We start from the raw sequence: 26,283 nt of genomic DNA, 5'->3' as shown, positions 1-26,283 counted from the left end.
CGCTGCATCGCGGGCGCGGCAGTCGCCGCGCCCGCCTCGGCCCCGGCCGACCTTCTTCCCAGGATTTCGCCCATGAACCTCCTCATTCGCGCCGCGTGCGTGGCGCTGCTCGCAGCGTGCACCCTCGCCCCGGTGGCCCAAGCCAACGTGCTGGTCGGCGGCACCCGCGTCGTGCTGCCGGCGAAGGAAGGCGAAGTCACCCTGCGCCTGACCAACGACAACACCCTGCCGGCCCTGGTACAGGCATGGATCGATCGTGGCGATCCCAAGGCGACGCCCGATTCGGTCGACACGCCTTTCCTCGTCACGCCGCCCATGTTCCGCATGGAGCCGCAGCGCGACCAGAGCCTGCGCATCCTCTACACCCGCGAGCCGCTCCCGGCCGACCGCGAGTCGCTGTTCTGGCTCAACGTGCTGGAAGTGCCGCCCAAGCCCGCCGACCTCGAGGCCGAGGGCAAGAACTACATGCAGCTGGCGGTGCGTTCGCGCCTGAAGCTGTTCTTCCGTCCCGCCGGCCTGGAGGGCGATCCGCTCAAGGCCCCGGGCCTGGTGACCTTCCGCGCGGTGTCCGACAACGGCGCCGTGCTCGTGGTGAAGAACCCGACTCCGTACTACATCACCTTCAACGAAGTGACCGTGGACATGGGCGGCAAGGCGTACACCGCCGAAACCGGCATGGTCGAGCCGAAGGGCGAACTGCGCCTGCGCGTGACCGGGCTGACGACCCCGCCGGCCGCCGGCGCCGCCGTGCGCTTCAGCGCGATCAACGACTTCGGCGCCTCTTCCGCCTTCACGGGCGTCGTCGCTCCGTGACCTTTCGTGCCGGCCAGCTGTCGCCGGCACTTCGGCGTGTGCCGGGCCGTGCCGTGCTCGGCACCGCGATCGCCTGCGCACTGCTCGCCTGGTCGGGCGCGTACGCCGCCCCGGCCGCGCCGGCTGACGCGCAGTTCGACATGACGCTGCTCGCCGGCGGCTCGGATCAGGCGGTGGACCTGTCCCGCTTCGAGCGCGGCAACGTGATCATGCCCGGCGTGTATCGCGTCGACCTCTACCTGGACGGCCAGTGGAGCGGCGCAGCCGACGTGCGCTTCGAGGCGCCGCAGGGCGAGGCCAGCGCCGTGCCGTGCTTCACCGCCGAGATGCTCGACAAGCTCGGCCTGCCGACCGACAAGCTCGACGACGCCGCGCGTGCGCGCCTCGCCGCGCAGGACGGCTGCGTCGCGCTGTCGGACCTGATCCCGGACGCAACCGCGACCTACGACCAGGGCGAGCTGCGCCTGGACGTGACCGTGCCGCAGGCATGGCAGGGCTATCGCGCGCGCGGCTACGTCAGCCCCGACCAGTGGGACCAGGGCGTCACCGCCGGCCTGCTGAGCTACAACGCCAACGCCTACCGCACGCGCAGCGGCGGCGTGGAACAGACCACGACGTTCGTCGGCCTCAACGCCGGCCTGAACCTGGGTGCGTGGCGCCTGCGCCATGACGGCACCTACATCGGCACCTCGTCGGTCGGCGATGTGCCGTCCACGCATCACTACCAGTCCATCTCCACGTACGTGCGCCGCGACATCACGCCGTGGCGCGCGCAGCTCACGCTGGGCGACAGCTACACCACGGGCGAACTGTTCGACAGCGTCGGCGTGCGCGGCGTGCAGGTCGCCACCGACGACCGCATGCTGCCCGAGTCGCAGCGCGGCTACGCGCCGACGGTGCGGGGCGTGGCCGAAACCAACGCGCGCGTCAGCATCCGCCAGAACGGCGTGATGCTGTACGAAACGACGGTCACGCCGGGCCCGTTCCTGATCGACGACCTCTTCGCCACCGGTTACGGCGGCGACCTGGATGTCACGGTCACGGAGGCCGATGGCCGCGTGCGCCAGTTCTCCGTGCCGTACGCAGCCGTGCCGCAGCAGCTGCGTCCGGGCTCGACGCGCTTCTCGGTCGTCGCCGGCGCCGTGCGCGACGACGCTTCGCTCGACGAGCCGGTGATGGTGCAGGCCACCTTGCAGCGCGGCCTGAGCAACATGATCACCGGTTACGGCGGCGGCGTGACCACCGACGGTTACGTTTCGGCGCTCGGCGGCGTCGCGCTCAACACGCGCGCGGGCGCTTTCGCGGTCGACGTCACCGCTGCGCGTACGAAGCTGCCGACGGAACACGCGCAGACCGGCCAGAGCGTGCGTGCGACCTACAGCAAGATGTTCCCGGACTCGGGTACGTCCTTCAGCCTGGCGTCGTACCGCTATTCCACCAGCGGCTTCTACAGCCTGCGCGAGGCGCTCGCCGCCCGCGACCTGGCGCTCGGCTTCGACGTGGACGAAAACCTGGACGACAACAACGAGCTGCCCGGCGTGCTGACGCCGGAGCAGCGCGCCGCGCTGGAAGGCGAGCGCGATCCGCGTTTCGGCACCGGCAGCGCGCTGGATCGCCAGCGCAATCGTTTCGACCTCAACCTCAACCAGCGCCTGGGCAGCGCAGGCGGTTCGGTCTACGCGACCGTCTCGGCGCGCGACTACTGGACCCGCGAAGGCACCGACCTGCAGTTCCAGCTCGGATACAACAACCATTACCGCTGGTTCAACTACAGCGTGTCGGCCAATCGCGTGCGCGATTTCAACGGCCAGCTCAGCAACCAGTTCTTCCTCAACGTCAGCGTGCCGCTGGGCGGCAGCCCGCGCGCGCCGATGCTCACCGCCGGCGCGATGCACGACACCGACGGCCGCAACCAGGCCCAGCTCAGCCTGGCCGGCACGGCCGGTCGCGATGCGCAGTTCACCTATGGCGCGAGCGTCGCGCACGACGACGACGCGGGCACCTCCAGCAGCGTCAACGCCGGCTATCGCGCCGGTTTCGGCGCCGCCAACGCCAGCTACGGGCAGGGCGACGGGTTCTCGCAGGCGTCGCTTGGGTTGAGCGGCACGATCGTGGCGCATCCGGGCGGCGTCACGCTGGGCCAGTCGGCCGGGGACACCATCGCCATCGTCTCGGCCCCGAACGCCAAGGGCGCCCGCGTGGTCAACGCGCCGGGCGTCAAGGTGGATCGCTTCGGTTACGCATTGGTGCCGTACCTCGCGCCGTACGCGATGAACACCGTCGAGCTCGATCCCAAGGGCCTGCCGCTGGATGTGCAGTTGCAGTCGACCAGCGCCCGCGTGGCGCCGCGCGCCGGCGGCGTGACCATGCTGAAGTACGAAACGCAGTACGGTCGCGCGCTGATGCTGCGCGTGCGCATGGACGATGGCCGGCCGGTGCCGTTCGGCGCCGAAGTCACCGACATGCAGGGCCAGGCGCTCGGTACCGTCGCGCAGGGCGGCCGCCTGCTGCTGCGTGGCGCGGCGCGCGAAGGCACGGTTTCGCTGACCTGGAACGAATCCGACAAGCCGATGCAGTGCACCTTCACGTACCAGTCGCCGCAGCCGAAGGCCGGCGAGACCGCGGCGGACCTGCCGACGGTCGAGGCGCGCTGCATTCCCACCGTCACCTTCGCCGCGGCCAGCCTGTGACCGGCCGGCTTACGACACGACGCGACCGCACATGAACTCGTCCATCGCCCGCTTCTGCGCCGCCATCCTGTCCCGCTCGCCCGGCGGGGTGATCGCGTGGTTCCTGCGCATCGCGGTGCTGGCGCTGCTCGCTGCGACGGTGGCGATGCCCGGCCATGCCGTCGCGGCCGTGTCCAACTGCTCCACCAGTTCGGCCGCGAGCCTGACGATGGGCAGCGTGACCGTGCAGCCCAACACGCCCGTCGGCACGCTGCTGGGGACGCCCGTCTCGGTCAGCGTGCAGTTCAATTGCTCGAACATCCCGAGTGCCAACAACGGCGGCAACAACCTCTTCATCCAGGCCGGCAACCTGGCGCCCCGCGACCCGATGGACACCGGCGCGAACGGCATCATCTTCGACACGTCGATTCCCGGCATCGGCCTGAAGCTCACCGCGACGGAAGACCAGGCGTCGGCATCGGCCTGCCTCCGCTGCGGCCCTGGCAGCACCGCAGGCTTCGAAATGGGCGCGGTGCCGCGCTCGACCGGCCGCCTGACGCAGACCTTCACCGCGCAGTTCATCAAGACCGGCCCGGTCACGGCCGGCGTGCTTCAGGGCGTGCAGCTCATGCAGTTCTGGTGGTACGAGTACGGCTACACGCCCAGCAGCGGCCCGATGTCCACCGCGCTGACGCTCAACGGCGGCGCCACCGTGGGTCGCGTCGGCTGCACTGTCGACACGGGATCGCAGAACATGACGGTCGCGATGCCGCCGGTCAGCACCGCCGCGCTGCTGCCGGCCGCGATTGGCTCGGTCGCGGGGCGCACGCGCTTCAACATCAACCTGACGTGCGAGTCGGGCACCACCGCGTCGATCTCGTTCGCGACGACCAACGCCTTCAACAACTCGACCGGTGTCATCGCGCGCACCGCGGCGACCGGCAACGCCACCAACGTCGGCATCCAGCTGCTCGATGCGACGGCCTCGGCGCCGGTGCCATTCAATACGGCGAAGTCGATGGGCGCCACGCCCGATGGCCCGCTGTCGCTGCCGTTCCACGTGCAGTACTACCGCACCAGCACCGCCGCGATCGCCGCGGGCAACGTGCGCGGCACGCTGACCTTCACCATGACCTACCAATGACCCCCGATTCGCGCGAGGCGCTAAAGCCTGGCGCCTCGGGGTCGTAAATGGGACGTGCGTCGCGCAACGCACGTCGCGCAGGTCAATCGTAGGTTTGTGTCGCGACCCACACGGCCGTGCCGCCGGCGTCGCGCACGTACTGGTCGTAGTACGCGACCAGTTGCGAACGTGCATGCGAGGCGGCGGGTTCCAGTCGCAGGGTATAGGTCGTGGGAACCGACATTCCCGGACAACTCACGCGCAGGTGTTGCGGCACGTTCTGTGCAGGGGTTGGGATCGCGGCGGGAGCACAGGTGGGAGTCACCACGCTGCCCGTGAACGAGATGCGTCCGCCGGACGCATGCGCATTCGCCGTTACCACCATTGCGCAGAGCACGGCGCCCACCGTGACTCTGACTCGCTTCATGGCCTTTCCTTGCGCCTCTATGCGCGTAGTTCGCCTGTTCGCTCCATCGGCCGGGCTGAAGCTTCCTGAAGGGCTTTGCCCGGTCGGCGTCCGAGAATTGCAACCGACGTCACAGTTCAAGCGGCATCGTGCCGCCCGGACAGCGAAGCGCATCCGGGATCACGGCGATGTGTTCTGGCGAAGGAAAGACCAACCGTCCGTCGCCGGCGTGGGCGCGCGGGCGAAGAAAAAGGAGGCCGGGGGCCTCCTTCAAATCCGGCCGGGGCCGGAGGACTTCGAGTTGTGGCATGGCTCCGGCTCGCGCCGGACGGACGGCAGACTACCTGCCCTCCAAACCTAATGCAACCTCTCAAGAAACACGTTGCAACTCATTGATTTCAAATAACGAAATCAGGGCGCGAGGTTCAACGCCGCGCGCTTGGCCTCGCGGCGCGCTTCGCGCGGCTGGGCCCAGTCGTTGTTGAACAGCGCCGGCTCCCAACTGCCGTAGGTCGGGTTGGGGAGCATGAACCAGCGCTCGCCGAACCAGTCGCCGTATTCGTCCAGCAGCTGCGAGCGGCCGTCGCGCGTGTTCGCCGTGACCTGCACGAAGTCGCCGAGCTGGTCGCCGAACTGCATCAGCACGCGGTACTGCTGGCCGGCGAGGCGGCGACGGCAATCCTTCTCGCTGCCGTTCTGCTCGCAGCCTTCCACCACGGTGCCCAGGCCGAGGAACACGCTGTCGTCCTTCACCGGCATGCCGACGGCCTTGAGGTTGGCGATCGTCGCGTCCTTCAGGTGCACCGCGCGGTTGGAGAGGTAGAGTATCGTCACGCCCTTCGCGCTGGCCGCCTTGGCGAACTCGACCACGCCCGGCACCGCCTTGGCCTTCTTCTCGGCGACCCAGGCGTCCCAGGTGACCTCGTCGTACTCCTTGCCCTGGCTGACCAGGCGGGCCTGGTAGGGCGAGTTGTCGAGCACGGTCTCGTCCACGTCCATGACCACCGCCGGCGGCAGGCCGGTCGCCGCGTTGCCGCGCTCACCGGTGACCAGCGCGTCCCAGTTCTTTTCCTTCAATGCGACATCGAGCTTGTCCGCCGCGGCGCGATAGACGGTCGTGGTCGCGGCCTGGTATTCGGCGCTGGTCTGCACCCAGAGCACGGCGTTGAGGTTGTCGTCGGCCGGCGCGGTCGGCTTCGCGGTCGCAGCCGAGGACGCTGCGGGCGCGGGTGCATCGGCGGCCGGTGCCAGCGTGTCGCTCCGCTTGCATGCGCCCAGCGCGAGCGCGCAGGCCAGGACGGTCAGGGTGAGTACGCGGTGCGACATGGCGTGGGGCCGTTGACGATTAGGCCCGCGAGTTTAGCCGACGTCGCCGGCATGTCCGGTTTCAGCCGCATGGCAGCGGCAATGCGACAGGGCCGGCAAGGCCGACCCTGTCACGGTGCTTCGAAAGGATGCTTCAGAAGCGCAGTTCGACACCCAGCGTCGTGGTCGAGGCCGTGCCGATGTCCTCGTCGTAGTCTGCATCGTCGAAGTCGGAGTACGCGTAGCCGTTCACCATCACGTTGACGCTGAGGTAGCGCGTGAGATCCACGCCGACGCCCGCACCGAAGTACGCGCCATCGGTGTCCAGCTGCGTCGAGCTGGTGTAGGTCTCGCGCGGGAACGTCAGCACCTGCTCCTCGTAGCGCTCGTCGAGATCGGCGCGGAAATCGGCGTAGCCGGCGCGCGCGATCGCGAACCAGCGGCTGTTGCCGAAGGCGAAACGCGCGTTCGCGCCGATGTGGTTGTAGCGCGTTTCCAGGCTGCTTTCGTAACGGCTCCGGATGAAGGAATCGGAGTACTCCTCCACGTTGCCGATCGCATCGACGCGGCCCGTGCCGGCCTCGATGCCGACCTGGACGTAAGGACCTGCCTGCCAGCGGTAGCCCAGGCTGAAGGCCTGCGTGTCGGCGCTGTCCTCGCCGGTGTCGATATCCTCGTACGTCGCTTCGCCGAAGTTGCCGGCGAGGAAGAACTGCCCCTGCGCGTGCGCCATCGGCGACAGCGCGCCGCACGCGAGCGCCAGCAGCGCCGCGTATCCATGCTTGATCATCTAAACCCTGCTCCTGTGACTGACAGGGCGCTCCCCGCGCCCCGGCCCGCTCCGGGCGCGCGAATTCTAGCCGTGCGCGCGCCCGCGCGCCCAGCGTCTGCTCAGGTTGCCGCGACCTGCAGCGACACCTGCTTGCGACCGTCGGCAACCCATTGCGAGCCGACTTCGCTGAAGCCGAAGGCCGAGTGGAAACGCCGCGACGCCTCGTTCGGCGGCACGGTGTAGAACTCGCAGGTCACGGTATCCACACCGGCCGCACGCGCGAAGTCGAACAGGTCGCGATACAGCAGCGGACCGAGCTTGCGCCCCTGGTGCGTGCCGGCGACGACGACGCGATCGACGTACAAAAAGCGCGGATAACGCTGCGCGAACCACACGTAGTTGGGACTGTTGTAGGCGACGCCTTCGCGGAACGCCAACAGGAACGCGACGACCTCCTCGCCCTCGCACGCGACGCGGTGGTACGCGGCCATCGCATCGAGTTCGCGCAGGCGCGAGGCGTCCATCGGACTGAGCATCTCTTCCGATTCAAGGTTCAGCGCGAGGATGCGTGCGTGATCGGCCGCGGTGGCTGGACGAATGGAGAAGCTCACGCGGCGGCCTCGTAGAGTTCGATCGGCAATCCGTCCGGATCGGCGAAGAAGGTGAAGCGCCGACCGGTGTATTCGTCCACGCGTAACGGTTCGACCTCGACGCCGTGCGATTCGAGTTCCGCCGCGCTGGCGGCCACGTCGGTCACTTCGAACGCGAGATGACGCAGACCGCGCGCTTCCGGTCGCGACGGGCGCGGCGGCGGCGACGGGAACGAAAACAGTTCGATCTGCGTGTCGTCTGGCAGCGCGAGGTCGAGCTTCCACGAGTCGCGCGCTTCGCGGTACGCCTCGGCGACGACGCGCAGGCCGAGCACGCGTGTGTAGAAATCCTTCGAACGCGCGTAGTCGGAGGCGATGATCGCGACGTGGTGGATGCGGCGGAGATGCATGTGGTTCGTCATTCCACGGAAGCTGGAACGCATTCTGCGCCGCGCGCGCGGGGATCGAAAGCGATCCGCGCGACTCGCGGAGTCATTCGCCCAGCAATGCCTTGATCGCCGCAAACCCCGCCGCCGCGCGTTCCTGCTTGCGTGCCGCGTCGGCGACCGGATCGGCGCCGTCGCGCTGGATCTCCGCCGCCGGCAGCTCGTCGAAGAAGCGGCTGGGCTTCAGGCGCAGCTTGTCGCCCCACTTGGACGCCTCGCGCGAATGCGACAGCCACAGCTGTTCCTTCGCGCGCGTGATGCCGACGTAGAGCAGGCGGCGCTCTTCTTCCAGCGAGCCTTCCTCCAGCGCCATTTCGTGCGGCAGCGTGCCGTCTTCCATGCCGACGATGAAGACGTAGCGGAACTCCAGGCCCTTGGCGGCGTGCAGCGACATCATGCGTACCTGGTTGCCGGCTTCGCCCTTGTCGGCGTGCGACAGCAGCGCGAGCTGCGCGGCGAGTTCGCCCGGGCCGGAGCCCTTGCCGCCGTCGAACCATTCCGACAGCTCTTCCAGGTTTTCCTTGCGGCGCTGGAAACTCGCCTCGTCCTTGCACTGCGCGCGGATCGACGCGAGCAGGCCGCTCTTTTCGGCGAGCACGCGCACCAGTTCCGCCGGCGAGATCTTGAAAGCCTCGCCGCGCAGATGGCGCACGATGCTGACGAAACCGTCGAGCGCGTTCGCCGCACGCGGCTGCAACTGCTTGAGCACGCCGATCTGCTCGGCCGCGCGCGACATCGGCATGTGCGCCTGCTGCGCGAGTTCGGCGAGCTTCGCCAGCGTCGTCGCGCCGACTTCGCGCTTGGGCGACTGCACGGCGCGCAGGAACGCGGCGTCGTCGTCGGGATTGGCGATCAGGCGCAGCCACGAGAGCGCGTCCTTCACTTCGCCGCGTTCGAGGAAGGCCGTGCCGCCGCTCAGGTGGTACGGCACGCGCAGCAGCTGCAGCGATTTCTCCAGCACTCGGCTCTGGAAGTTGCCGCGGAACAGGATGCAGAAATCACTCCACGGCGCCTGCTTGGCGGCGGCGAGGAAGTGGATCTCCGCGGCGACCTTCTCGGCTTCGTGCGCGCTGTCGCGGCATTCCCACACGCGGATGCGCTCGCCGTCGGGCTGGTCGCTCCACAGCGTCTTGGGATGTTCGTGCGGGTTGTGCGCGATCAGCGCGTTGGCCGCGCGCAGCACGCGGTTGGAACAGCGGTAGTTCTGCTCCAGCTTGATGATCTGCAGCGACGGATAATCCTTGCCCAGCTGCAGCAGGTTGTCCGGATTCGCGCCGCGCCAGGCGTAGATCGACTGGTCGTCGTCGCCCACGCAGGTGAACAGGCCCTTCTCGCCGGCCAGCGCCTTCAGCAGGCGGTACTGCGCGTCGTTGGTGTCCTGGCATTCGTCGACGAGCAGGTAGCCGATGCGTTCGCGCCACGCCAGCCGCAGCGTTTCGTCGCCTTCGAGCATCTGCACCGGCAGGCGGATCAGGTCGTCGAAATCCACCGCGTTGAACGTGGAAAGCCGCGCCTGGTAGCGCTGGTACATCAGCGCCGCTTCCATCTCGCGCGGGCTTTTTGACACCGCCAGCGCTTCCTCCGGCGACAGCCCCGCGTTCTTCGCGCGCGAGATCAGATTGCGCATGTCGTCGATCGCGTCGGGCTTGCTGCCCGGCGGCATCAGGTCCTTGATCTGCGCCGTGCTGTCGTCGCTGTCGAACACCGAAAAACCGCGGCGCAGGCCGGCCTTGGCGTGGTCGATCTGCAGGAACTTCAGTCCCAGCGCATGGAACGTGCAGACGGTCAGGCCTTCGGCGGCGTCGCCCTTGATGCGCTTGGCGACGCGTTCCTTCATTTCCTTCGCCGACTTGTTGGTGAAGGTGATGGCCGCGATGCGCTTGGCCGGCATCGCGCGAGAGGCGATGAGGTGCGCGATCTTCTCGACGATCACGCGCGTCTTGCCGCTGCCTGCGCCGGCGAGCACGAGCAGGGGGCCGTCGGTGTGCAGGACGGCGGCGCGTTGAGGAGGATTGAGACCGTGCATGGGGCGCGTTTGCTGCCGCTGGGGCGGCCGCGTATTGTGCCGGAAGCGCCTTTCGGATGGGCGCGGCGCGAGGCTGAACACGCCGTGGGATGATCCGGTGGCCGCCGTGCCGATGTTCCATATCCGAGTGGAAGTCCCGACGGAAGGAAGGATCGCCATGCCTACCGCACGTTTCCTGATCCCGGCGCTGCTCGCGCTTGTGTTCGCGACCGACGCGCGCGCCGACGAGGCGCCGCCGCTCACCGGCGCCAGCTTCATGGAGCTGGACGCGATGCTGCCGTCGCTGCGCGGACGCCCGAACGAGGAGTTCCGCGTGCAGGGTCTGAAGGCCTACCAGCAGCGCCACTTCGACGAGGCGATCGCCCGGTTCGAACTGGCCTCCGGCTATGCCGACAAGTATTCGCAGCACTATCTCAGCCTGATCCACTGGCACGGGGTCGGCACGCCGGTCGATCGCGTGCAGGCCTACATCTGGAGCGACCTGGCCGCCGAGCGCGGCAACCCGCGCCTGCTCGCGATACGGGAGAAAATGTGGGCGCAGTTGAGCTCGCAGGAGCAGGCGCGTGTTCCGCGCGAAGGCGAGGCGTACTACGCACGATACGGCGACGACATCGCCAAGCCGCGCGCCGAAGCCGAGATGCGCCGCTTCGCGCGCGACATGACCGGCAGCCGCGTGGGTTATCGGAACCAGCGCATCGAAACCGGCGGCGGTCCGGTGAACGGCGTGTTCCTCACCGAGGTCGGCAGCAACGCCGCGGCCTACGCGGTCTCGGTCGCGGGTTCGCCGGACGAGCTGTATGGCAGGGAAGGCGGCCTGCGCCGCCTGGACGGATACTGGCAGGAACAGGATCGCCTGCTCGACGGCACGGTCGAAGTGGGCGAGCTCGAAACGGTGCGACGCGGCGGCCGCGGGCCGCTCGATCCGCGCGAACGCTGACGCACGACACCCCAATGACCGCGGAGAACGCCATGGAACTGGTTGCCTCGATCCTCTTCGCCACGGCGCTGGCCGCCGGGCCGACGACGCCCTCGCCGGAGGCACTGGACGCCGTCGTCGCGCCCAGCGATCGCATGAACGCCTCGGACCTCGACGAACGCACGCGCCTGGCGGCGAATTTCCCGAACGAACGCAACCGCCTGTTCGCCAGCGAGGCCGCGGCGCAGGGCCGCTGGGACGATGCCCTGCGTCTGTTCACCACCGCCGCTCGCTACGCCGACAAGTATTCGCAGCACCGCATCAGCCTGATGTACTGGCACGGCGTGGGCGTGGAGCGCGATCCCGCGCTCGCCTACGCGTGGGCCGACCTCGCGGCCGAGCGCATGTATCCCAGCTTCGTCGTGCTGCGCGAGAAGATGTGGCTCGAACTCGACGCGGCGCAGCGCGAGCGCGCGCTGCACGAAGGCGCGGCGCTCTACGCGCGATTCGGCGACCAGGTCGCCAAGCCGCGGCTCGCCGCGGAGATCACGCGCCAGAACACGCAGATCACCGGGAGCCGCGTCGGCTACACCGACGGCCGCCTCTACGTGCACGCGCCGCCGCCGGGCGCGAACACCATCGAGGACACCCAGGGCGGGTTCGATCTGCGCGCGATGTACGCGCCGTGGCGACTCGATCCGGAACGGTACTGGGCCGTCGAGGACGCGATCTGGAAGGATGGCTCGGTCGAAGTCGGCCCGGCCCGCAAGGCGCACGCACGCGACCGGGACGATGACTGATCCGTTCCCCTGAAGGCGGCGCGGCCGCGGTTAGACTCGGCGCTCGCCCCTCGAACGGATCCGCCATGCGCCTGGGCCTGGCCGCCAACCGCCTGCACCACCTTCGCGAAGACGCCGCACTGTTCCGCTGGCTGCAGGCCTGCGAGCCGGGCATCCGCGAACTCGGACTGGAATTGCACACCGTCGGGCGCACGTTCGACGCGATCGCCTCGGCGGGGTTGCTGCCCGGCTACACCGGGCTTCGCCGCTATCCGTACGGACGCGACGGCGGCTTGATGAAGCTGGTGGCCGAAGTCGTCGGCCTCGGCAGCCCGGAACGCACGCTCGATGGCGCGATCTACCTCATCGATCCAGTCGATCCGTCGTCGGTGTTTCCCGAAGCGATCGCGCTCAAGCGCCAGTGCGTGATCCACGGCAAGCCGTTCATTTCGACCGTGGCGTCGGCACGCGACTGGATCGAGGTGGAGCGCATGCACGCCGGTTTCGCGCCCGATCCGAAGGCCGACCCGCTGCACGCATTCGAAACGCAGACGCTGGCGCTGATCGCGCACGACGCGATGAAGCCGCAGATGATGGCCTACGCCGCCGAGCACTTCGACGTGCTGTCGCGCTTCCAGCGCCGCGTCGCCACGGGCACCACGGGCCAGCGCCTGAACGAGCTCGCATGGAGCCGCGGCTGGCCGCAGGGCCAGGCCTGGGTCCAGCGGTTCGAGAGCGGCCCGATGGGCGGCGACGCGCAGATCGCCGACCTCGTGCTGGAGCGCCAGTGCCAGCGCGCGATCTTCTTCGAGGATCCGCACGTCGCGCGGCAGCACGAGGCCGACATCCAGCTGCTCGAACGCGCCGTCACCACCGTCACCTTCGACGCGGTGTGCATCACCTCGCCGGCGGTGGCGACCCGCTGGGCGGCCGCCGTGCGGTTGCGGGCGGAGCGTCGCGGCTGACCAGCGCCGGAGACGCATTCCGGCCTTGATTTCAAGCCTGTGGCGCATGCCGTGCGCGCCGTACACTGCACGCATGGCGAAGCTCTATTTCTATTATTCGGCGATGAACGCCGGCAAGACCACGACGCTGCTGCAATCGGCGCACAACTACCGCGAGCGCGGCATGCGCGTGGCGATCCTGACGCCGCGCCTCGACGATCGCGCCGGCACAGGCGTGGTCGCCTCGCGCATCGGCCTGCGCTCGGAGGGCATCGCGTTCGAACGCACCGACGACCTGGACGCCATCGTGCGGCGCGACATCGCCGAACACGGCCCGCTGAACTGCGTGCTGGTCGATGAAGCGCAGTTCCTGACGAAGGCGCAGGTGTGGCAGCTCAGCGAAGTGGTTGATGCGCTGCGCATTCCGGTGCTGTGTTACGGCCTGCGCACGGATTTCCGCGGCGAGTTGTTCGAAGGCAGCCAGTACCTGCTCGCGTGGGCGGATGAGCTCACCGAGATCAAGACCATCTGCCACACCGGAAAGAAGGCGACGATGGTCGTGCGCGTCGACGCGCAGGGCCGCGCGGTGCGCGAAGGGCCGCAGGTCGAGATCGGCGGCAACGACCGCTACGTGTCGGTGTCGCGCGCCGAGTACAAGAAGGTCATGAGCGGCGAGGGCACGATCGAGCCGGTGCAGCCGCCGCTGCCGTTGTAGTTCAACCGCAGCCGCGCACGATCGCCGCGACCTCTCGCGGGATCGCGCCGCCGTCGGGCTGCGCCTCGCGCAGCTGTTCCTGCAGGGTTTCCAGACGCGCCATGGCCGTATCGCGATCCGGCCCGTGGCAACGCAGCTGCGCCGCATAAGCCTGTGCGCGCCACGCGGTGCGGCGCAGATCCAGGTCGCCGTGCGACAGGCCGGCGAGCGCATCCAGTCGCGTCAGTGCGCCGTCGTCGCCTTCCAGCGCCTGCGCGTGCGCGAGCGAGAGTTCGGCTTCGCGCGTGTTCGGATGCGTACTGCCGTAACCGCTGCGCGTCAGCGTCACGGCCTGCGCGAGATGCGCCATGCCCTGGTCGTGCTGGCCGAGCGAGAGTTCGATCACGCCCAGCAGCCGGTCGCTGTCGCCGATCAACGCATGACGCGGCCCGAAACGCGCAATGCGCAAATCGCGCGCTTCGGTCAGCGACTTGAGCGCGGCGCGATCGCGCCCGATGGCGTGCAGCAGCCGCGCCTGGTCGAACAACGCGTCGGCCAGCCGCGCGTTGTCCTCTTCGCGACGTGCGAGCGCGACCGCATGCTGCATCGACGCCAGCGCCGTCGCGTTGTCCCCGCGTTCCCATGCGACGAGGCCGAGCTGCCGCTGCAGGCGTCCGAGCTCGCTTGCACCGCGCTTCGTTTCTGCAGGATCGCCGCCGGCGTGCACGCGCCCCTGCTGCAACGCGATGGCCCCGCGCAGCTCGCGATCGGCCATCGCGTAACGGCCCTGTTCGATATGCAGCCCCGCGAGCTGGCGACGCAGCGACAGCGTGGCCGGGTGCTGCGCGCCGTACACCTCCAGCCCGAGCGCGAAGGCATTCGCAGCGGATCGCTCGGCGGCATCGATCTGTTCGAGGCCCTGCTGGAGCGACGCCATGTGCGAGCCGATCTCGACCATCAGCGCGTGCCGCGCGCCGACCTTCTGCTGCAGCTGCGTGCGCGCCTGCTGGTAGCCCTGCAGCGCGGCGCCGGACTGCCCGGCATCGGCCTGCAGGTTCGCGAGATCAATGAGGTTTTCGACCGTGCCGACGTCGTCGCGATCGTCGCGTCGCAACGTGAGCGAGCGTTCGAACAACTGGCGCGCACCTTGCCGTTCGCCGTTGTCGCGGCGGCAACGTCCGAGCTGCGAGTAGAACTCGCTGACCTGCGGCGGCAGCTGCGCCTGTTCGCGGCGCGCGGTCGGCAGCGCGGGCTGCATCAGGCCGATGCATTGGCGCGGCTCGCCGAGCAGCCGCAGCGCCTGGCCGCGCTGCGTGAGCGATTCCAGCTGCAGGCTCACCGGCGCATCGGCGGCGGTTTCCAGCACGCCCGCCTGCCGGTTGAGCAGCACCAGTGCTTCGCGGTAATCGCCCAGGCCGATGCGCAGGCGCGCGATCACGCCCAGCAGTTCGGCGCGCGCGCGGGGTTGCAGCGCGAGTTCGCGGTTGCCGCGATCGAGCGAGTCGTCGAGCAATCCGCGCAGATCAAGCGCCTGTCCTTCCGGCGTGCCGCGCGCGCTCTCGAACACGCCGACCATGAAGTCCTGCATCGCCTGTGCGCGACCGGCTTCCGCGACCGCCTGCCTCGCCTGCCACGCGACGATCGCCAGCGCTGCGGTCAGCACGACCGCGACGAGCGTGCCGGTCGCCAGCGCCCAGCGATGACGCCGCAGATACTTGCCGAAGCGATACCCGAGGTTCTGCGGGCGTGCCTGCACCGGGCGCCCGGCTTCGTAGCGGCTCAGATCCAGCGCGAGCGCCTCGACCGACGGATAGCGATGTTCTGGCCGCTTGGACAGCGTCTTGAGCACGATGTTGTCGAGGTCGCCCGACAGCATCCGCGCGTGCCGGCGCAGCGCGTGCACGTCGGCGCCGGCGTCTTCGGCGCGACGCAGCACGGTGTGCGAAGGACGCTGCGGATCGGCGGCGAGGATCGCTTCCTCCCATTCCGCATCGGTCTGCCGCTTCAGTCGATACGGCTTGGTGTCGGTGAGCAGCTCGAACAGCACCACGCCCAGCGCGTAGACGTCGGTCATCGTCGTGACCGGTTCGCCGCGGACCTGTTCGGGCGCCGCGTAGTGCAGGGTGAACGCGCGTACGCCGGTGCGCGTCTGCTCGATCATCGGCGCGTCGGAGTCGAGCAGTTTCGCGATGCCGAAATCGAGCAGGCGCACGTCGCCGCTGGGCGTCACCAGGATGTTCGACGGCTTGAGGTCGCGATGCACGATCAGGTTCGCGTGCGCGTGGCTGACCGCGTCGCAGATCTGGTGGAACATGCGCAGCCGCTGTTCCAGCGGCAGCTGGTGGTTGCGGCAGTAATCGGTGATCGGCTCGCCTTCGACGTATTCCAGCGCGAGGTACGGCAGGCCGTCGCTGCTGATGCCGGCATCGAGCAGGCGCGCGATGTGCGGATGCGCGAGCCGCGCGAGGATCTGCCGCTCGCGCGAGAAGCGCAGGCGCAGGTTGCTGTCGGCCAAGCCCGGGCGCAGCAGTTTCAGCGCGACGCGGCGCTGGTACAGGCCGTCGGCGCGCGCGGCCAGCCACACCTGGCCCATGCCGCCTTCGCCGAGCAGGCGTTCCAGGCGATACGGCCCGACCTCGCCACCGGCGCGCAGCGCGGACAGCGGCGGGATCAGCGGTTCGGAAAGGAAATCCTCGTGGCTTTCGTCCAGCGTGATGAGCGTCTGCAGCTCATCGGCGAGCGCGGGATCTTCCTCGCGCAACTGCGCCAGGCGCAGCTCGCGCGCCGGCGGCTCCAGTTCGAAGAGCGCGTCGAGCAGCGGGGAGATGCGTTGCCAGCGCTCGGGATCCATCGGTCAGGGTCCGGGGGCCAGGGATCGGGAGAGCGGTCGGCGCGCGGCCTCCGGCCTCACTCCTTCAACGACGCGAGCAGGAACAGCCGCGCCTTCTGCCAGTCGCGGCGGATGCTGCGCTCGGAGCGTTCCAGCAGCGCGGCGATTTCCAGTTCCGACAGCCCGGCGAAATAGCGCAGTTCGACGACCTGCGCCAGGCGCGGATCGACCGCGGCGAGCTTGGTCAGCGCGGTGTCGAGCCCGAGGGTGTCCTCGTCCAGACGCAGGCCGCCCTCGACGTCGTCGGGCAACTCGGTGACGCGATGCAGGTCGCCGCCACGCTTCTGGGCCAGCCGCTGGCGCGCGTAGTCGACCACGACGCTGCGCATCGCGGAGGCGGCATAGGCGAAGAAATGGGCGCGATCGTCGAACTGCGCCTCGCGGCGGCCGATGAGCTTCAGGTAGGCCTCGTGCACCAGCGCCGTCGCATCGAGCGTCTGGCCGTGCTGTCCGGCGAGTTGCCGGCGGGCCATCGTGTGGAGTTCCTGGTAGAGCGTCGCCAGGACGCGGTCCAGGGCACCCCGGTCCCCTTCCCGTGCGGCATCCAGCAGCAGCGTGATATCGGCGGTATCGGCCATGGGACGCCCCGTGCGCAGTGCTCCGGACTATACGCTTTTCCGTGATTGTCACCACGAAATAGTCGTGTAGGGATAGCGCGCGATGGCTTTCAGTTTTTTCCGACACGCTCCGGAAAAAAGCGTCCCGATCCGGAGTTATTTCTGACAGTGCCCGCACCAGACGGTGGTGCGCTGGCCGATCGACGCCTGCTTCAGCGGCCGCCCGCAACGCGGGCAGGGTTCGCCCCCGCGGCCGTAGGCGGACAGTTCCTGCTCGAAGTACCCGGGCGCGCCATCCGGCGCCAGGAAGTCCCGCAGCGTCGTCCCGCCGCGTTCGATCGCGTGGCCGAGGATGCGGCGGATTTCCTCCGCCAGCCGCTGGTAGCGCTCACGCGAGACCTTGCCGGCGGCGCGCAGCGGCGAGATGCCGGCGGCGAACAGCGCCTCGGCCACGTAGATGTTGCCGACGCCGACCACGACCCGCTGGTCCATCAGGAAAGTCTTCACCGGCGCGCTGCGGCCGCGGCTCAGGGCGAACAGGTAGTCGCCGTCGAACTGGTCCGACAGGGGTTCCGGACCCAGGTCGGCGAGCAGTTCGTGCGTCTCGCCCGGCGGCTGCCACAGCAGGCAGCCGAACCGGCGCGGGTCGTTGAAGCGCAGCACGCGCGCGCCCTGCCGCCCGCTGGGTTCCAGCGCGATGTCCACGTGGTCGTGCGCGCGCACCGGCGTGTCGGCGGGCAGCACGCGCAGGCTGCCGGACATCCCCAGGTGCAGCAGCGCGCTGCCGGCGGCGGTGTCCAGCAGCAGGTACTTGGCGCGGCGGCGCACCGCCGTCACGCGCTGGCCGGGAAGCAGGCTCACCACCTCGTACGGGATCGGCCAGCGCAGGTCCGGCCGGCGCAGGACGACGTTGGAGACGCGGCGGCCTTCGACATGCGGCGCAAGTCCGCGACGGGTGGTTTCGACTTCGGGAAGTTCGGGCATGGGGCGAGCGTACTATCGGGGCCGTTCCCTCCGGCTTTCGCCGTCATCCTGGCGAAGGTCGGGTTTGGCGACCGGAGACCGAGGGATGGGTTCGGGAACGGGCAACGACAAGGCCACCCCGACGTCCGTGCTCCAGCCCGCGCTGGGTGCGGCGCTGCGCGACTACACGCGTGGCGAGCTGGACCTCGCGCATGCCGCGCTGGGCGATCCCGACCTGCACGAAGGCGTCCACCAGGCGCGCAAGGCGATCCGCCGCGCCCGCGCCGTGCTCGCGATGGGCGACGGCCTGCTCGGGCCCGGTGCCGGCCTGGTCGACCGCGAACTGCGCGCGCTCAACGACGGCCTGTCGAACCTGCGCGATGCGCACGCGCTGGTGGAGGTGATCGACCGGCTGCTCAAGCGCGAACGCCGCGACGACGCGCGCGAGGTGCTCCAGCGCGCCCGCGAGGCCGCCGTCGCCACGCGCACGCAGGTCGCCAACGTCGCGACGCGGTCGGACCCCGGCCTCGTCTCGCGCCGCGGGATGCTCGACGTGCTCCGCGCCGCGTTGACCGCACTGGACTGGTCGCGCCCGACGCCGGCCGGGCTGCGCATGGCCATCGCCGACAGCGACCTTCGCTCGCACGAAGCGCGCCTTCGCGCATGCGAGGGCGGCGATGACGACGACTGGCATCGCTGGCGCCGTCGCGTCCGCCGCGCCTCGCACCAGCGCCGCGCGATGGAGGCCGTGGGATTGGCGGCTCCCGAGGATTCGGACCGCTTCGACAAACGCACCACACACCGGCTGGGCGAAGCGCAGGATCTCGCGCTGCTGCTCGATCACTGCCGCCGCGACTCCCCATTCAGCAAGGACGATCGCGACGCCCTTCGTGCGCGTGCGCGACCGCCGCTGCAGCGCGCGAGGCGGCGCATTGCGCGCCAGGTGGCTGAACGCCGCGACGCTTGCCCGACCGACTGAACGACCCCATCACATAACCACGCCATACCGGCGCGAAGGGTGCGTCCGGGCTGGCATGATCCGGTTCGTACCGCGCGAAAGCCGGTCACTTCCTGCCGGCAATGTGCTGCACCGGCGTTTCCGGAGTCGAAGAATGTCCCTGTCCGTGCTCGACCTCATCGCTGGCGGTTTGCTGCAGGCCAGCTGGGGTGAACTGCTGATCTACCTGCTGGTGGTCACCCAGCTGACGATCTTCTCCGTCACGCTCTACCTGCATCGTTCGATGGCGCATCGCTCGGTGGATTTCCACCCGGTGCTCGCGCACTTCTTCCGGTTCTGGAGCTGGCTCACCACCTCGATGATCACGCGCGAGTGGGCCGCGATCCATCGCAAGCACCACGCCAAGTGCGAGACCGAGGAAGACCCGCACAGCCCGCAGTTCAAGGGCATCGACACGGTGATGTGGCGCGGCGTCGAGCTGTACCGTGACGCGCGCGGCCAGCGCGAGGACATCGAAAAGTACGGCAAGGGCTGCCCGGACGACTGGATCGAGCGCCACCTGTACACGCCGCACGCGACGATGGGCCCGGTGCTGATGCTGGTGATCAACACCGCGCTGTTCGGCCTGTGGGGCGTGGCGCTGTGGGCCATCCAGATGGTGTGGATCCCGTTCTGGGCCGCAGGCGTCGTCAATGGCCTGGGCCACTGGTGGGGCTATCGGAATTTCGAAACCACCGACACCGCGACCAACCTCACGCCGTGGGGCTTCTGGATCGGCGGCGAGGAACTGCACAACAACCACCATGCGTTCCCGTCGTCGGCGAAGTTCGCGCTGCGCAAGTGGGAATTCGACATCGGCTGGAGCGCGATCAAGCTGCTGGAAAAGGTGCGCCTGGCGAAGGTGCTGCGCGTGGCGCCGACGCTGGACGTGCGTCCGAACATCGCCATGCCGGACGGCGAAACGCTGAAGGCGCTGCTGGCCATCCGCTTCCAGGCGATGACCGATTACTACCGCAACGTCACGCTGCCGGCGCTGCGCGAAGCCAAGCTGAAGCTGCCGCGCAACCTTCGCCAGGGCCTGGCCGACGACGGCCGCTGGCTCGACGACGACAAGCGCGCGAAGCTGCAGGCCTGGCTGGCCGAGCGCCCGAAGATGGCGACGCTCGCCGAGTTCCGCCAGCGCCTTGCGCAGGTGCTCGACGACCGTTCGCACGACGCGCAGGCGACGCTGCAGAAGCTGCACGCGTGGTGCACCGAGGCCGAAGCCAGCGGCATCCATGCGCTGCAGCAGTTCTCCGCGCGCCTGAAGGGTTACGCGATCGCGCCCGCACGCATCGCCTGACATCGCCGATGGTCGCGACGGATCGCATCGCCACGCACAAGCCCGCGCCGAAACGCGCGGGCTTTGTTTTGCTCCTCGCGCTGGCCGGCATCGGCAGCGCATCCGCCCAGTCGATTCCGCTTCGCCTCAACCGCGCGCCCGCGACGGCGACGACACCCGCACCGGAGCCCGCCCCGGCGCCAGTGGAAACGAACCTCGGCGCGGTGGACGCAAGCACCGACTACGTCGCGCGCATGGACGCCGACCGCGACGGCCGCGTCTCGCTCGCCGAATACCAGGATTGGCTGAGCTACGCCTTCACGCGCATGGACGCCAACCGCGACGGCGTGCTCTCGGCCGATGAACTTCCCGGCGGCCGCGGCAAGCCCGTCATGCTGGCCGACCATCGCCAGACGGTGGCCGAGCGCTTCGCGCGCCAGGATCGCAACCGCGACGGCTATCTCGACGCGCAGGAACTACTGGCGCCGCCGCAGTAGCGGGGCGCGCCGGACTGGTTCCTCCGGATCCGCCGAAACCGGACCACGCGTCGTACCGAACGCTCTCTACGCTGGCTTCGACTCCCTCGAGGCCACGACCATGCCCTGCTTCATCTGCGAGACCTGCGGCACCCAGTTCGCCGAACGCGCATCGCCGCCACCACATTGCCCGATCTGCGAGGACGAGCGCCAGTACGTCGGCTGGAACGGTCAGCGCTGGACCACGCACGGCGAACTCGCGCAACGCTTCAGCCTTCGCGTCGAAGAGGACGCCGGCCTGCTCGGCATGGGCATCGACGGCGATTTCGCCATCCCGCAGCGCGCGCTGCTGCTGCCGACGGGCGCCGGCCACCTGATGTGGGAATGCGTGAGCCTGGTGACCGACGCCGCCGTCGCCGCGTTGAAGGCGCGCGGCGGCGTGGATCGCATCGTCATTTCGCACCCGCATTTCTACAGCGCGATGGTGGAATGGAGCGACGCGCTCGGCGGCATTCCGATCCTGCTGCATGAGGCCGATCGACAGTGGGTGCAGCGTCCGTCCGATCGCATCGAATTCTGGCGCGGCGATGCGTTGCGGCTGTCCGACGACGTCACGCTGCTGCGCGTGGGCGGCCACTTCGACGGCAGCACCGCGCTGCACTGGAAGGACGGCCCGCGCGACGGCGGCGCCCTGTTCCCGGGCGACGCGCTGCAGGTCGTGCTCGATCGCCGCCACGTGACCTTCATGTACAGCTACCCGAACTACATCCCGATGAAGACGCGCGACGTGCACGCGATGCGCGCGCTGCTGGACGGCCTCGATTTCGCCGACGTGTACGGCTTCACCTGGGGCCGCAACATTCTCGGAGGCGGGCGCGCCGCGGTGGACGCGTCGTTCGAGCGGCATCTGGCGGCCGTGGCCGCATAACTCTCTCGACCTCGCGGCTTGAGCCCCTCTCCCCACGGGAGAGGGGTTGGGGTGAGGGTCGGGGCATGCGACCACGCCCACATTCGCGACGCCCCAATCGTTCAGCTCGAGCACTCACCGCCGCAACGCTTTCTCCAGCGACGCCAGGCGCTCGCGAATCTCCTCTTCGCCCACGCACCCCAACCCGAACGCCACGCCACACACTCCATCCTCGCGCCGCGACAACGCGCGCAGCGGCATCGCACCGATAGCATGCTCGCGCACGCGCGGCAGCAGCACGTCCGCGGCCTCCGCATCGACGAACCGCGCCGCGACATGGATCCCCGCTTCCGACGGAATGGCTGAAAGCCAGCGCGACAGCGGTCCGTCGAGCATCTCGAACAACGCCGCGCGCCGGCCGGCATACACGCGCCGCATGCGCCTCACGTGGCGCGCGAGATGGCCTTCGAGGATGAAGTCCGCCAGCGCGTCCTGCACCTGCGCGTTGCCGCAGGTGTCGGCGCCTTCCTTCGCCGCGGCGAGCGCGTCGCGCAGCCATTCCGGCGCCACCACGTAGCCCACGCGCAGCGAGGGAAACAGGCTTTTCGAGAACGTGCCGACGTAGACCACGCGCCCGTCGCGATCGAGCGTCTGCAGTGCGTCGAGCGGACGCGCGCCGTAGCGGAACTCGCCGTCGTAGTCGTCCTCGATGACCAGCGCGTCGCGTTCGCGCGCGAACTCGAGCAATGCGCGCCGACGCGCCATCGACATCGCAACGCCCGTCGGATACTGGTGCGATGGCGTCACGTAGACGATGCGCGCCTCGCGCGGCAATGCATCCACACGCAGGCCTTCGTCGTCCACGGGCACCGGTACGACGTCCGCACCGGCCGCGGTCATCGCCGCGCCCGCGGTCGGATAGCCGGGATCTTCGACCGCGACCACCGTGCGACCGGGCGTCACCAGCAACCGCGCGAGCAGGGCGAACGCCTGCCGCGCGCCGGAGGTCACGATCACGTCCTCCGCGCGGCACGCCACCGCACGCGCGAACAACACATGCCCGGCGATGGCCTCGCGCAGGCGCGGCCGCCCATGCGGCGGTTGGTACGCGAACGCCGCGCCGTTGCGCGGGTGGAACGCGCGCGACAGCAGGCGCCGCCACACGTCGAATGGAATCTCGCGATGGTCCGGCACGCCGAGGCGGAAGTTCGACGTCCACGCGTCGTCGCTCGCGACGGCGCTGCTCCACGACGGCGCCTGCCATCGCGTGCGCAAATGACCGTCGGCCAGACGCGGCGTGCGCGCCGCCGGACGCGTGGCGACGTCGGCGACCACCGCCTTAGCGCCCGCGCGCGTGATCACGTAGCCCTCCGCGACCAGCAGGTCGTACGCGGCGATCACCGTGTTGCGCGCCAGGCCGTAGGCGGTGGCGACGCGACGCGTCGAGGGCAGTTCGGCGCCCGCGCGCAGTCGGCGATCGAGGATCGCCTCGCGCAGCGCCTCATGCAGGGCGCGCGTGCGGCCGGTCGTGGCGACCGCCGCCAGGTCCAGCGGGAACTCGAAAACTGGTTCCATCGAAGTCATGGCAACTGGCCTGCGCGTGGGTCCAGCCCAAGCCTACGGTATGGCCATCGACCCCGCACCCGGAGCGCCGCCATGACCGCACGCCATCGACCGATCGACGACTTCCTGCCCGCCCGCGTCGCTGCCGCCGGCGACACGCCGTGGATTCCGATGTCGGCCGAAAAGTCCTGGACGCCGCTGCGATTTCTCGAAGACGGCCGGGGTTTTGTCGAACTGCTGCGCATGGCGCCGGGCGCGATCATGCCGCTGCATCGCCACACCGGCGAAATCCACGCCTACAACCTCGCCGGCACGCGCACGCTGTGCACCGGCGAGGTGATCGGCCCCGGCGATTACGTCTACGAGCCGCCTGGCAACACCGACTGGTGGCGCGTCACGGGCGACGCGGAAATGACCGCGCTGGTGGTCGTCATCGGCGCAGTGGAGTTCCTCGGGCCGGGCGGCGTGGTGACCTCGCGCGCGGATGCGCATTCGCAACGGCGCGCATACGAGGCCTGGTGCGCCGAATCCGGCCTTCCGGTGCTCGACTTCGCCGAATGAAGTGCGCCGCGATGTCAACGGGTACCGCGCCGCGGTGCACATTGCGACAATCGGCCTTCTCCCGGATTGCCGGGCTTTGACGATTGGAAGCAATGCAGCACACCCCGCAAGTCGCCGCAAAGATCGCCCGCCTCATCGCCGAGGAAATCAACGCACAACCGCAGCAGGCGCTCTCCGCCATCGCGCTGCTCGACGAGGGCGCGACCGTTCCGTTCATCGCGCGCTACCGCAAGGAAGTCACCGGCGGCCTCGACGACACGCAGCTGCGCAACCTCGAAACGCGCTTGACGTACCTGCGCGAACTGGAAGATCGCCGCGTCGCGGTGCTGGCCAGCATCGAGGAGCAGGGCAAGATGACCGACGCGCTGCGCGCCGACATCATCGCTGCCGACAGCAAGGCGCGCCTGGAAGACCTCTACCTGCCGTACAAGCAGAAGCGCCGTACGCGTGCGCAGATCGCGCGCGAAGCCGGCCTGGAGCCGCTCGCCGACGGGCTGCTGGCCGATCCGACGCAGGTTCCCGAAACGCTTGCGGCGACTTACGTCGATGCCGAGAAGGGCGTCGCCGACGCGAAGGCCGCGCTCGACGGCGCACGCGCGATCCTGATGGAACGCTGGGGTGAGGACGCCGCGCTCGTCGGCGAACTGCGCAACTGGCTGGCCGAAGTCGGCGTGATCCGCTCGCGCGTGGCCGAAGGCAAGGAAGCGGCCGGCGAGAAGTTCCGCGATTACTTCGACCACGCCGAACCGCTGTCGAAGATCCCGTCGCACCGGTTGCTCGCGCTGTTCCGCGGTCGTCGCGAGGAGTTCCTGTTCATCGACCTCGATCCCGGCACCGATGCCGACGCCGGTCACCTGCAGGGCGAAGGCCGCGTCGCGCACCACGCCGGCATCAAGGCGCAGGGTCGCGCCGCCGACAAGTGGCTGATGGATTCGTGCCGCCTGACGTGGAAGGCGAAGCTGCATCTTCACCTCACGCTCGACCTGTTCTCGCAAGCGCGCGAAAAGGCCGAGGCCGAGGCCATCGACGTCTTCGGCGACAACCTCAAGGACCTGCTGCTCGCCGCGCCCGCCGGCCCGAAGGCCGTGCTCGGCCTCGATCCGGGCCTGCGCACCGGCGTGAAGGTCGCGGTGGTCGATCGCACCGGCAAGCTCGTCGATACCGCGACGATCTATCCGCACGAACCCAAGCGCCAGTGGGACCAGTCGCTGATGATCCTGCGCGCGCTGTGCGCGAAGCATTCGGTGGAACTGATCGCCATCGGCAACGGCACCGCCTCGCGCGAGACCGACAAGCTCGCCGGCGATCTCATCAAGCTCGCGCCGGAGCTGAAGATGCAGAAGATCGTCGTGAGCGAGGCCGGTGCGTCGGTGTATTCGGCGTCGGAGTTCGCGGCGAAGGAGTTCCCGGACCTCGACGTGTCGATCCGCGGCGCGGTGTCGATCGCACGCCGCTTGCAGGATCCGCTCGCGGAACTGGTGAAGATCGAACCCAAGGCGATCGGCGTCGGCCAGTACCAGCACGACGTGGACCAGTTCAAGCTCGCGCGCGCACTCGACGCGAAGGTCGAGGACTGCGTGAACGCCGTCGGCGTCGACGTGAATACCGCCTCGGCGGCGTTGCTCACGCGCGTGTCGGGCCTGTCGTCGACGATCGCGCAGAACATCGTCGTGTATCGCGATGCGAACGGCGCGTTCAAGTCGCGCAAGGAACTGCTGAAGGTGCCGCGCCTGGGCGACAAGACGTTCGAGCAGTGCGCGGGCTTCCTGCGCATCGCCGATGGCGACCAGCCGCTGGATGCTTCGTCGGTGCATCCGGAGGCCTATCCGGTGGTCGAGCGCATCCTCAAGCAGTGCGGCCGCGAGGTGAAGCAGTTGATCGGCGACGCGTCGCTGTTGCGTTCGCTCAAGGCCGAGCAGTTCATCGATGAAACCTTCGGCGTGCCGACGGTGCGCGACATCCTGAAGGAACTGGAAAAGCCGGGCCGCGACCCGCGTCCGGAGTTCAAGGCCGCGCGCTTCGCCGACGGCGTGGAAGACATCAAGGACCTGCGCGAAGGCATGATCCTGGAAGGCGTGGTGAGCAACGTCGCCGCGTTCGGCGCTTTCGTCGACATCGGCGTGCACCAGGACGGCCTGATCCACATCTCGGCGCTGTCGGACAAGTACGTGAAGGATCCGCGCGAAGTGGTGAAGGCGGGCGACATCGTCAAGGTGAAGGTGCTGGAGGTCGACGTGCCGCGCAAGCGCATCGCGCTGACGCGTCGCCTCGACGACACCGCGCCTGCACCGCGTGGCGATCGCGATGACCGCAACGCGCCGCGTGGCAATGCGCCGCGTGGTGGACGCGATGGCGGCCGCGACGCGCGCGGTGGCGGTTTCAACGCCGCGCGCGCGAACACCCCGCCGCCGATGAACAACGCGCTCGCGGCTGCCTTCGCGAAGGCGAAGAAGAGCTAGTTCCCGCGCCGTCGTTCAGGGCGATCCCTTCTCCCGCGCGCGGGAGAAGGTCCCGGCGGAGCCTGCCCCGGACTTGATCCGGAGCTTGATCCGGGACGGATGAGGGCAGGGTGCCGCTGACGTTTCAGTCTTCACGCTCGCTCCC

The 26,283-nt window shown here is 69.1% G+C and carries 23 protein-coding genes; 13 read left to right on the top strand and 10 right to left on the bottom strand.

Annotated features, from left to right (window positions below):
• The first annotated feature begins 72 nt into the window (after positions 1–72).
• The 3 genes from GOY17_RS18210 to GOY17_RS18200 are packed head-to-tail and all read left to right on the top strand — an operon-like array spanning position 73 to position 4,626.
• Positions 73–813 carry a fimbrial biogenesis chaperone gene (locus GOY17_RS18210; RefSeq protein ID WP_157031423.1) on the top strand — a complete coding sequence of 247 codons (741 nt, stop codon included), beginning with the start codon at positions 73–75 and terminating at the stop codon, positions 811–813.
• Positions 810–3,503 (top strand): fimbria/pilus outer membrane usher protein, encoded by a 2,694-nt coding sequence (locus tag GOY17_RS18205; RefSeq protein WP_157031422.1) that lies wholly within the window; start codon positions 810–812, stop codon positions 3,501–3,503. Before GOY17_RS18210 ends, GOY17_RS18205 begins: the two co-directional genes overlap by 4 nt.
• 31 nt (positions 3,504–3,534) lie before the next feature.
• Positions 3,535–4,626 (top strand): fimbrial protein, encoded by a 1,092-nt coding sequence (locus GOY17_RS18200; protein WP_157031421.1) that lies wholly within the window; start codon positions 3,535–3,537, stop codon positions 4,624–4,626.
• 82 nt (positions 4,627–4,708) lie between these two features.
• On the opposite strand, the gene GOY17_RS18195 is transcribed toward GOY17_RS18200, so the two are convergent.
• The 6 genes from GOY17_RS18195 to GOY17_RS18170 form a co-directional block, all read right to left on the bottom strand.
• On the bottom strand, positions 4,709–4,849 hold the full coding sequence (locus tag GOY17_RS18195) for a hypothetical protein (protein ID WP_157031420.1): 141 nt from the start codon (positions 4,847–4,849) through the stop codon (positions 4,709–4,711).
• Between the two features lie 573 nt (positions 4,850–5,422).
• Positions 5,423–6,337 (bottom strand): HAD family acid phosphatase, encoded by a 915-nt coding sequence (locus tag GOY17_RS18190; protein WP_157031419.1) that lies wholly within the window; start codon positions 6,335–6,337, stop codon positions 5,423–5,425.
• A 133-nt stretch (positions 6,338–6,470) separates the two neighbouring features.
• Positions 6,471–7,106 (bottom strand): outer membrane protein, encoded by a 636-nt coding sequence (locus GOY17_RS18185; RefSeq protein WP_157031418.1) that lies wholly within the window; start codon positions 7,104–7,106, stop codon positions 6,471–6,473.
• A gap of 101 nt (positions 7,107–7,207) precedes the next feature.
• A complete protein-coding gene (locus GOY17_RS18180) occupies positions 7,208–7,699 on the bottom strand; it encodes a GNAT family N-acetyltransferase (protein WP_232338480.1) in 492 nt (163 codons plus the stop codon).
• Positions 7,696–8,088 carry an SMU1112c/YaeR family gloxylase I-like metalloprotein gene (gloA2, locus tag GOY17_RS18175; RefSeq protein WP_157031417.1) on the bottom strand — a complete coding sequence of 131 codons (393 nt, stop codon included), beginning with the start codon at positions 8,086–8,088 and terminating at the stop codon, positions 7,696–7,698. Before gloA2 ends, GOY17_RS18180 begins: the two co-directional genes overlap by 4 nt.
• A gap of 82 nt (positions 8,089–8,170) precedes the next feature.
• A complete protein-coding gene (locus tag GOY17_RS18170) occupies positions 8,171–10,150 on the bottom strand; it encodes a UvrD-helicase domain-containing protein (protein WP_157031416.1) in 1,980 nt (659 codons plus the stop codon).
• Between the two features lie 157 nt (positions 10,151–10,307).
• Between GOY17_RS18170 and GOY17_RS18165 the strand changes: the two genes are divergently transcribed.
• From GOY17_RS18165 to GOY17_RS18150, 4 genes are all read left to right on the top strand, one after another.
• Positions 10,308–11,087, top strand: coding sequence for an SEL1-like repeat protein (locus tag GOY17_RS18165; protein WP_157031415.1), 780 nt, complete (start codon positions 10,308–10,310; stop codon positions 11,085–11,087).
• 32 nt (positions 11,088–11,119) lie between these two features.
• Complete coding sequence (locus tag GOY17_RS18160) at positions 11,120–11,866, top strand: SEL1-like repeat protein (protein ID WP_157031414.1); 747 nt, start codon at positions 11,120–11,122, stop codon at positions 11,864–11,866.
• Positions 11,867–11,931: 65 nt separating this feature from the next.
• Entirely contained in the window at positions 11,932–12,810 is an 879-nt protein-coding gene (locus tag GOY17_RS18155) for a methylglyoxal synthase (RefSeq protein WP_157031413.1), read from the top strand.
• A gap of 73 nt (positions 12,811–12,883) precedes the next feature.
• Positions 12,884–13,504, top strand: coding sequence for a thymidine kinase (locus tag GOY17_RS18150; protein ID WP_115844458.1), 621 nt, complete (start codon positions 12,884–12,886; stop codon positions 13,502–13,504).
• Between the two features lies 1 nt (position 13,505).
• Here GOY17_RS18150 and GOY17_RS18145 read toward each other — a convergent pair whose 3' ends face one another.
• The 3 genes from GOY17_RS18145 to mutM all read right to left on the bottom strand — a co-directional run bounded on the left by GOY17_RS18145 (position 13,506) and on the right by mutM (position 17,914).
• Entirely contained in the window at positions 13,506–16,334 is a 2,829-nt protein-coding gene (locus tag GOY17_RS18145; RefSeq protein ID WP_157031412.1) for a serine/threonine-protein kinase, read from the bottom strand.
• Between the two features lie 56 nt (positions 16,335–16,390).
• Complete coding sequence (locus tag GOY17_RS18140) at positions 16,391–16,951, bottom strand: ECF-type sigma factor (protein WP_115844418.1); 561 nt, start codon at positions 16,949–16,951, stop codon at positions 16,391–16,393.
• A 135-nt stretch (positions 16,952–17,086) separates the two neighbouring features.
• Positions 17,087–17,914: a bifunctional DNA-formamidopyrimidine glycosylase/DNA-(apurinic or apyrimidinic site) lyase gene (gene mutM, locus GOY17_RS18135; protein WP_115844415.1), complete on the bottom strand. Its 828-nt coding sequence runs from the start codon at positions 17,912–17,914 to the stop codon at positions 17,087–17,089.
• A gap of 85 nt (positions 17,915–17,999) precedes the next feature.
• Between mutM and GOY17_RS18130 the strand changes: the two genes are divergently transcribed.
• The 4 genes from GOY17_RS18130 to GOY17_RS18115 all read left to right on the top strand — a co-directional run bounded on the left by GOY17_RS18130 (position 18,000) and on the right by GOY17_RS18115 (position 21,576).
• A complete protein-coding gene (locus tag GOY17_RS18130; protein ID WP_198173741.1) occupies positions 18,000–18,872 on the top strand; it encodes a CHAD domain-containing protein in 873 nt (290 codons plus the stop codon).
• A 133-nt stretch (positions 18,873–19,005) separates the two neighbouring features.
• Positions 19,006–20,193, top strand: a complete 1,188-nt coding sequence (locus GOY17_RS18125) for a DesA family fatty acid desaturase (protein WP_157031410.1) — start codon at positions 19,006–19,008, stop codon at positions 20,191–20,193.
• Positions 20,194–20,375: 182 nt separating this feature from the next.
• On the top strand, positions 20,376–20,669 hold the full coding sequence (locus GOY17_RS19025; protein WP_232338629.1) for an EF-hand domain-containing protein: 294 nt from the start codon (positions 20,376–20,378) through the stop codon (positions 20,667–20,669).
• Positions 20,670–20,769: 100 nt separating this feature from the next.
• Complete coding sequence (locus GOY17_RS18115) at positions 20,770–21,576, top strand: MBL fold metallo-hydrolase (RefSeq protein WP_157031408.1); 807 nt, start codon at positions 20,770–20,772, stop codon at positions 21,574–21,576.
• A 114-nt stretch (positions 21,577–21,690) separates the two neighbouring features.
• On the opposite strand, the gene pdxR is transcribed toward GOY17_RS18115, so the two are convergent.
• Positions 21,691–23,130 (bottom strand): MocR-like pyridoxine biosynthesis transcription factor PdxR, encoded by a 1,440-nt coding sequence (gene pdxR, locus GOY17_RS18110; protein ID WP_157031407.1) that lies wholly within the window; start codon positions 23,128–23,130, stop codon positions 21,691–21,693.
• Positions 23,131–23,211: 81 nt separating this feature from the next.
• On the opposite strand from pdxR, the gene GOY17_RS18105 reads away from it, so the two are divergent.
• Positions 23,212–23,679, top strand: coding sequence for a cupin domain-containing protein (locus GOY17_RS18105; RefSeq protein ID WP_157031406.1), 468 nt, complete (start codon positions 23,212–23,214; stop codon positions 23,677–23,679).
• Positions 23,680–23,771: 92 nt separating this feature from the next.
• Positions 23,772–26,138 (top strand): Tex family protein, encoded by a 2,367-nt coding sequence (locus tag GOY17_RS18100; RefSeq protein WP_157031405.1) that lies wholly within the window; start codon positions 23,772–23,774, stop codon positions 26,136–26,138.
• Positions 26,139–26,283: the final 145 nt, after the last annotated feature.

The organism is Lysobacter soli, assembly GCF_009755585.1.
Classification (GTDB): Bacteria; Pseudomonadota; Gammaproteobacteria; order Xanthomonadales; family Xanthomonadaceae; genus Lysobacter_J; species Lysobacter_J soli.
The sequence above is the reverse complement of the archived record's forward strand: the minus strand, read 5'-3'. Positions and strand labels throughout refer to the sequence as shown.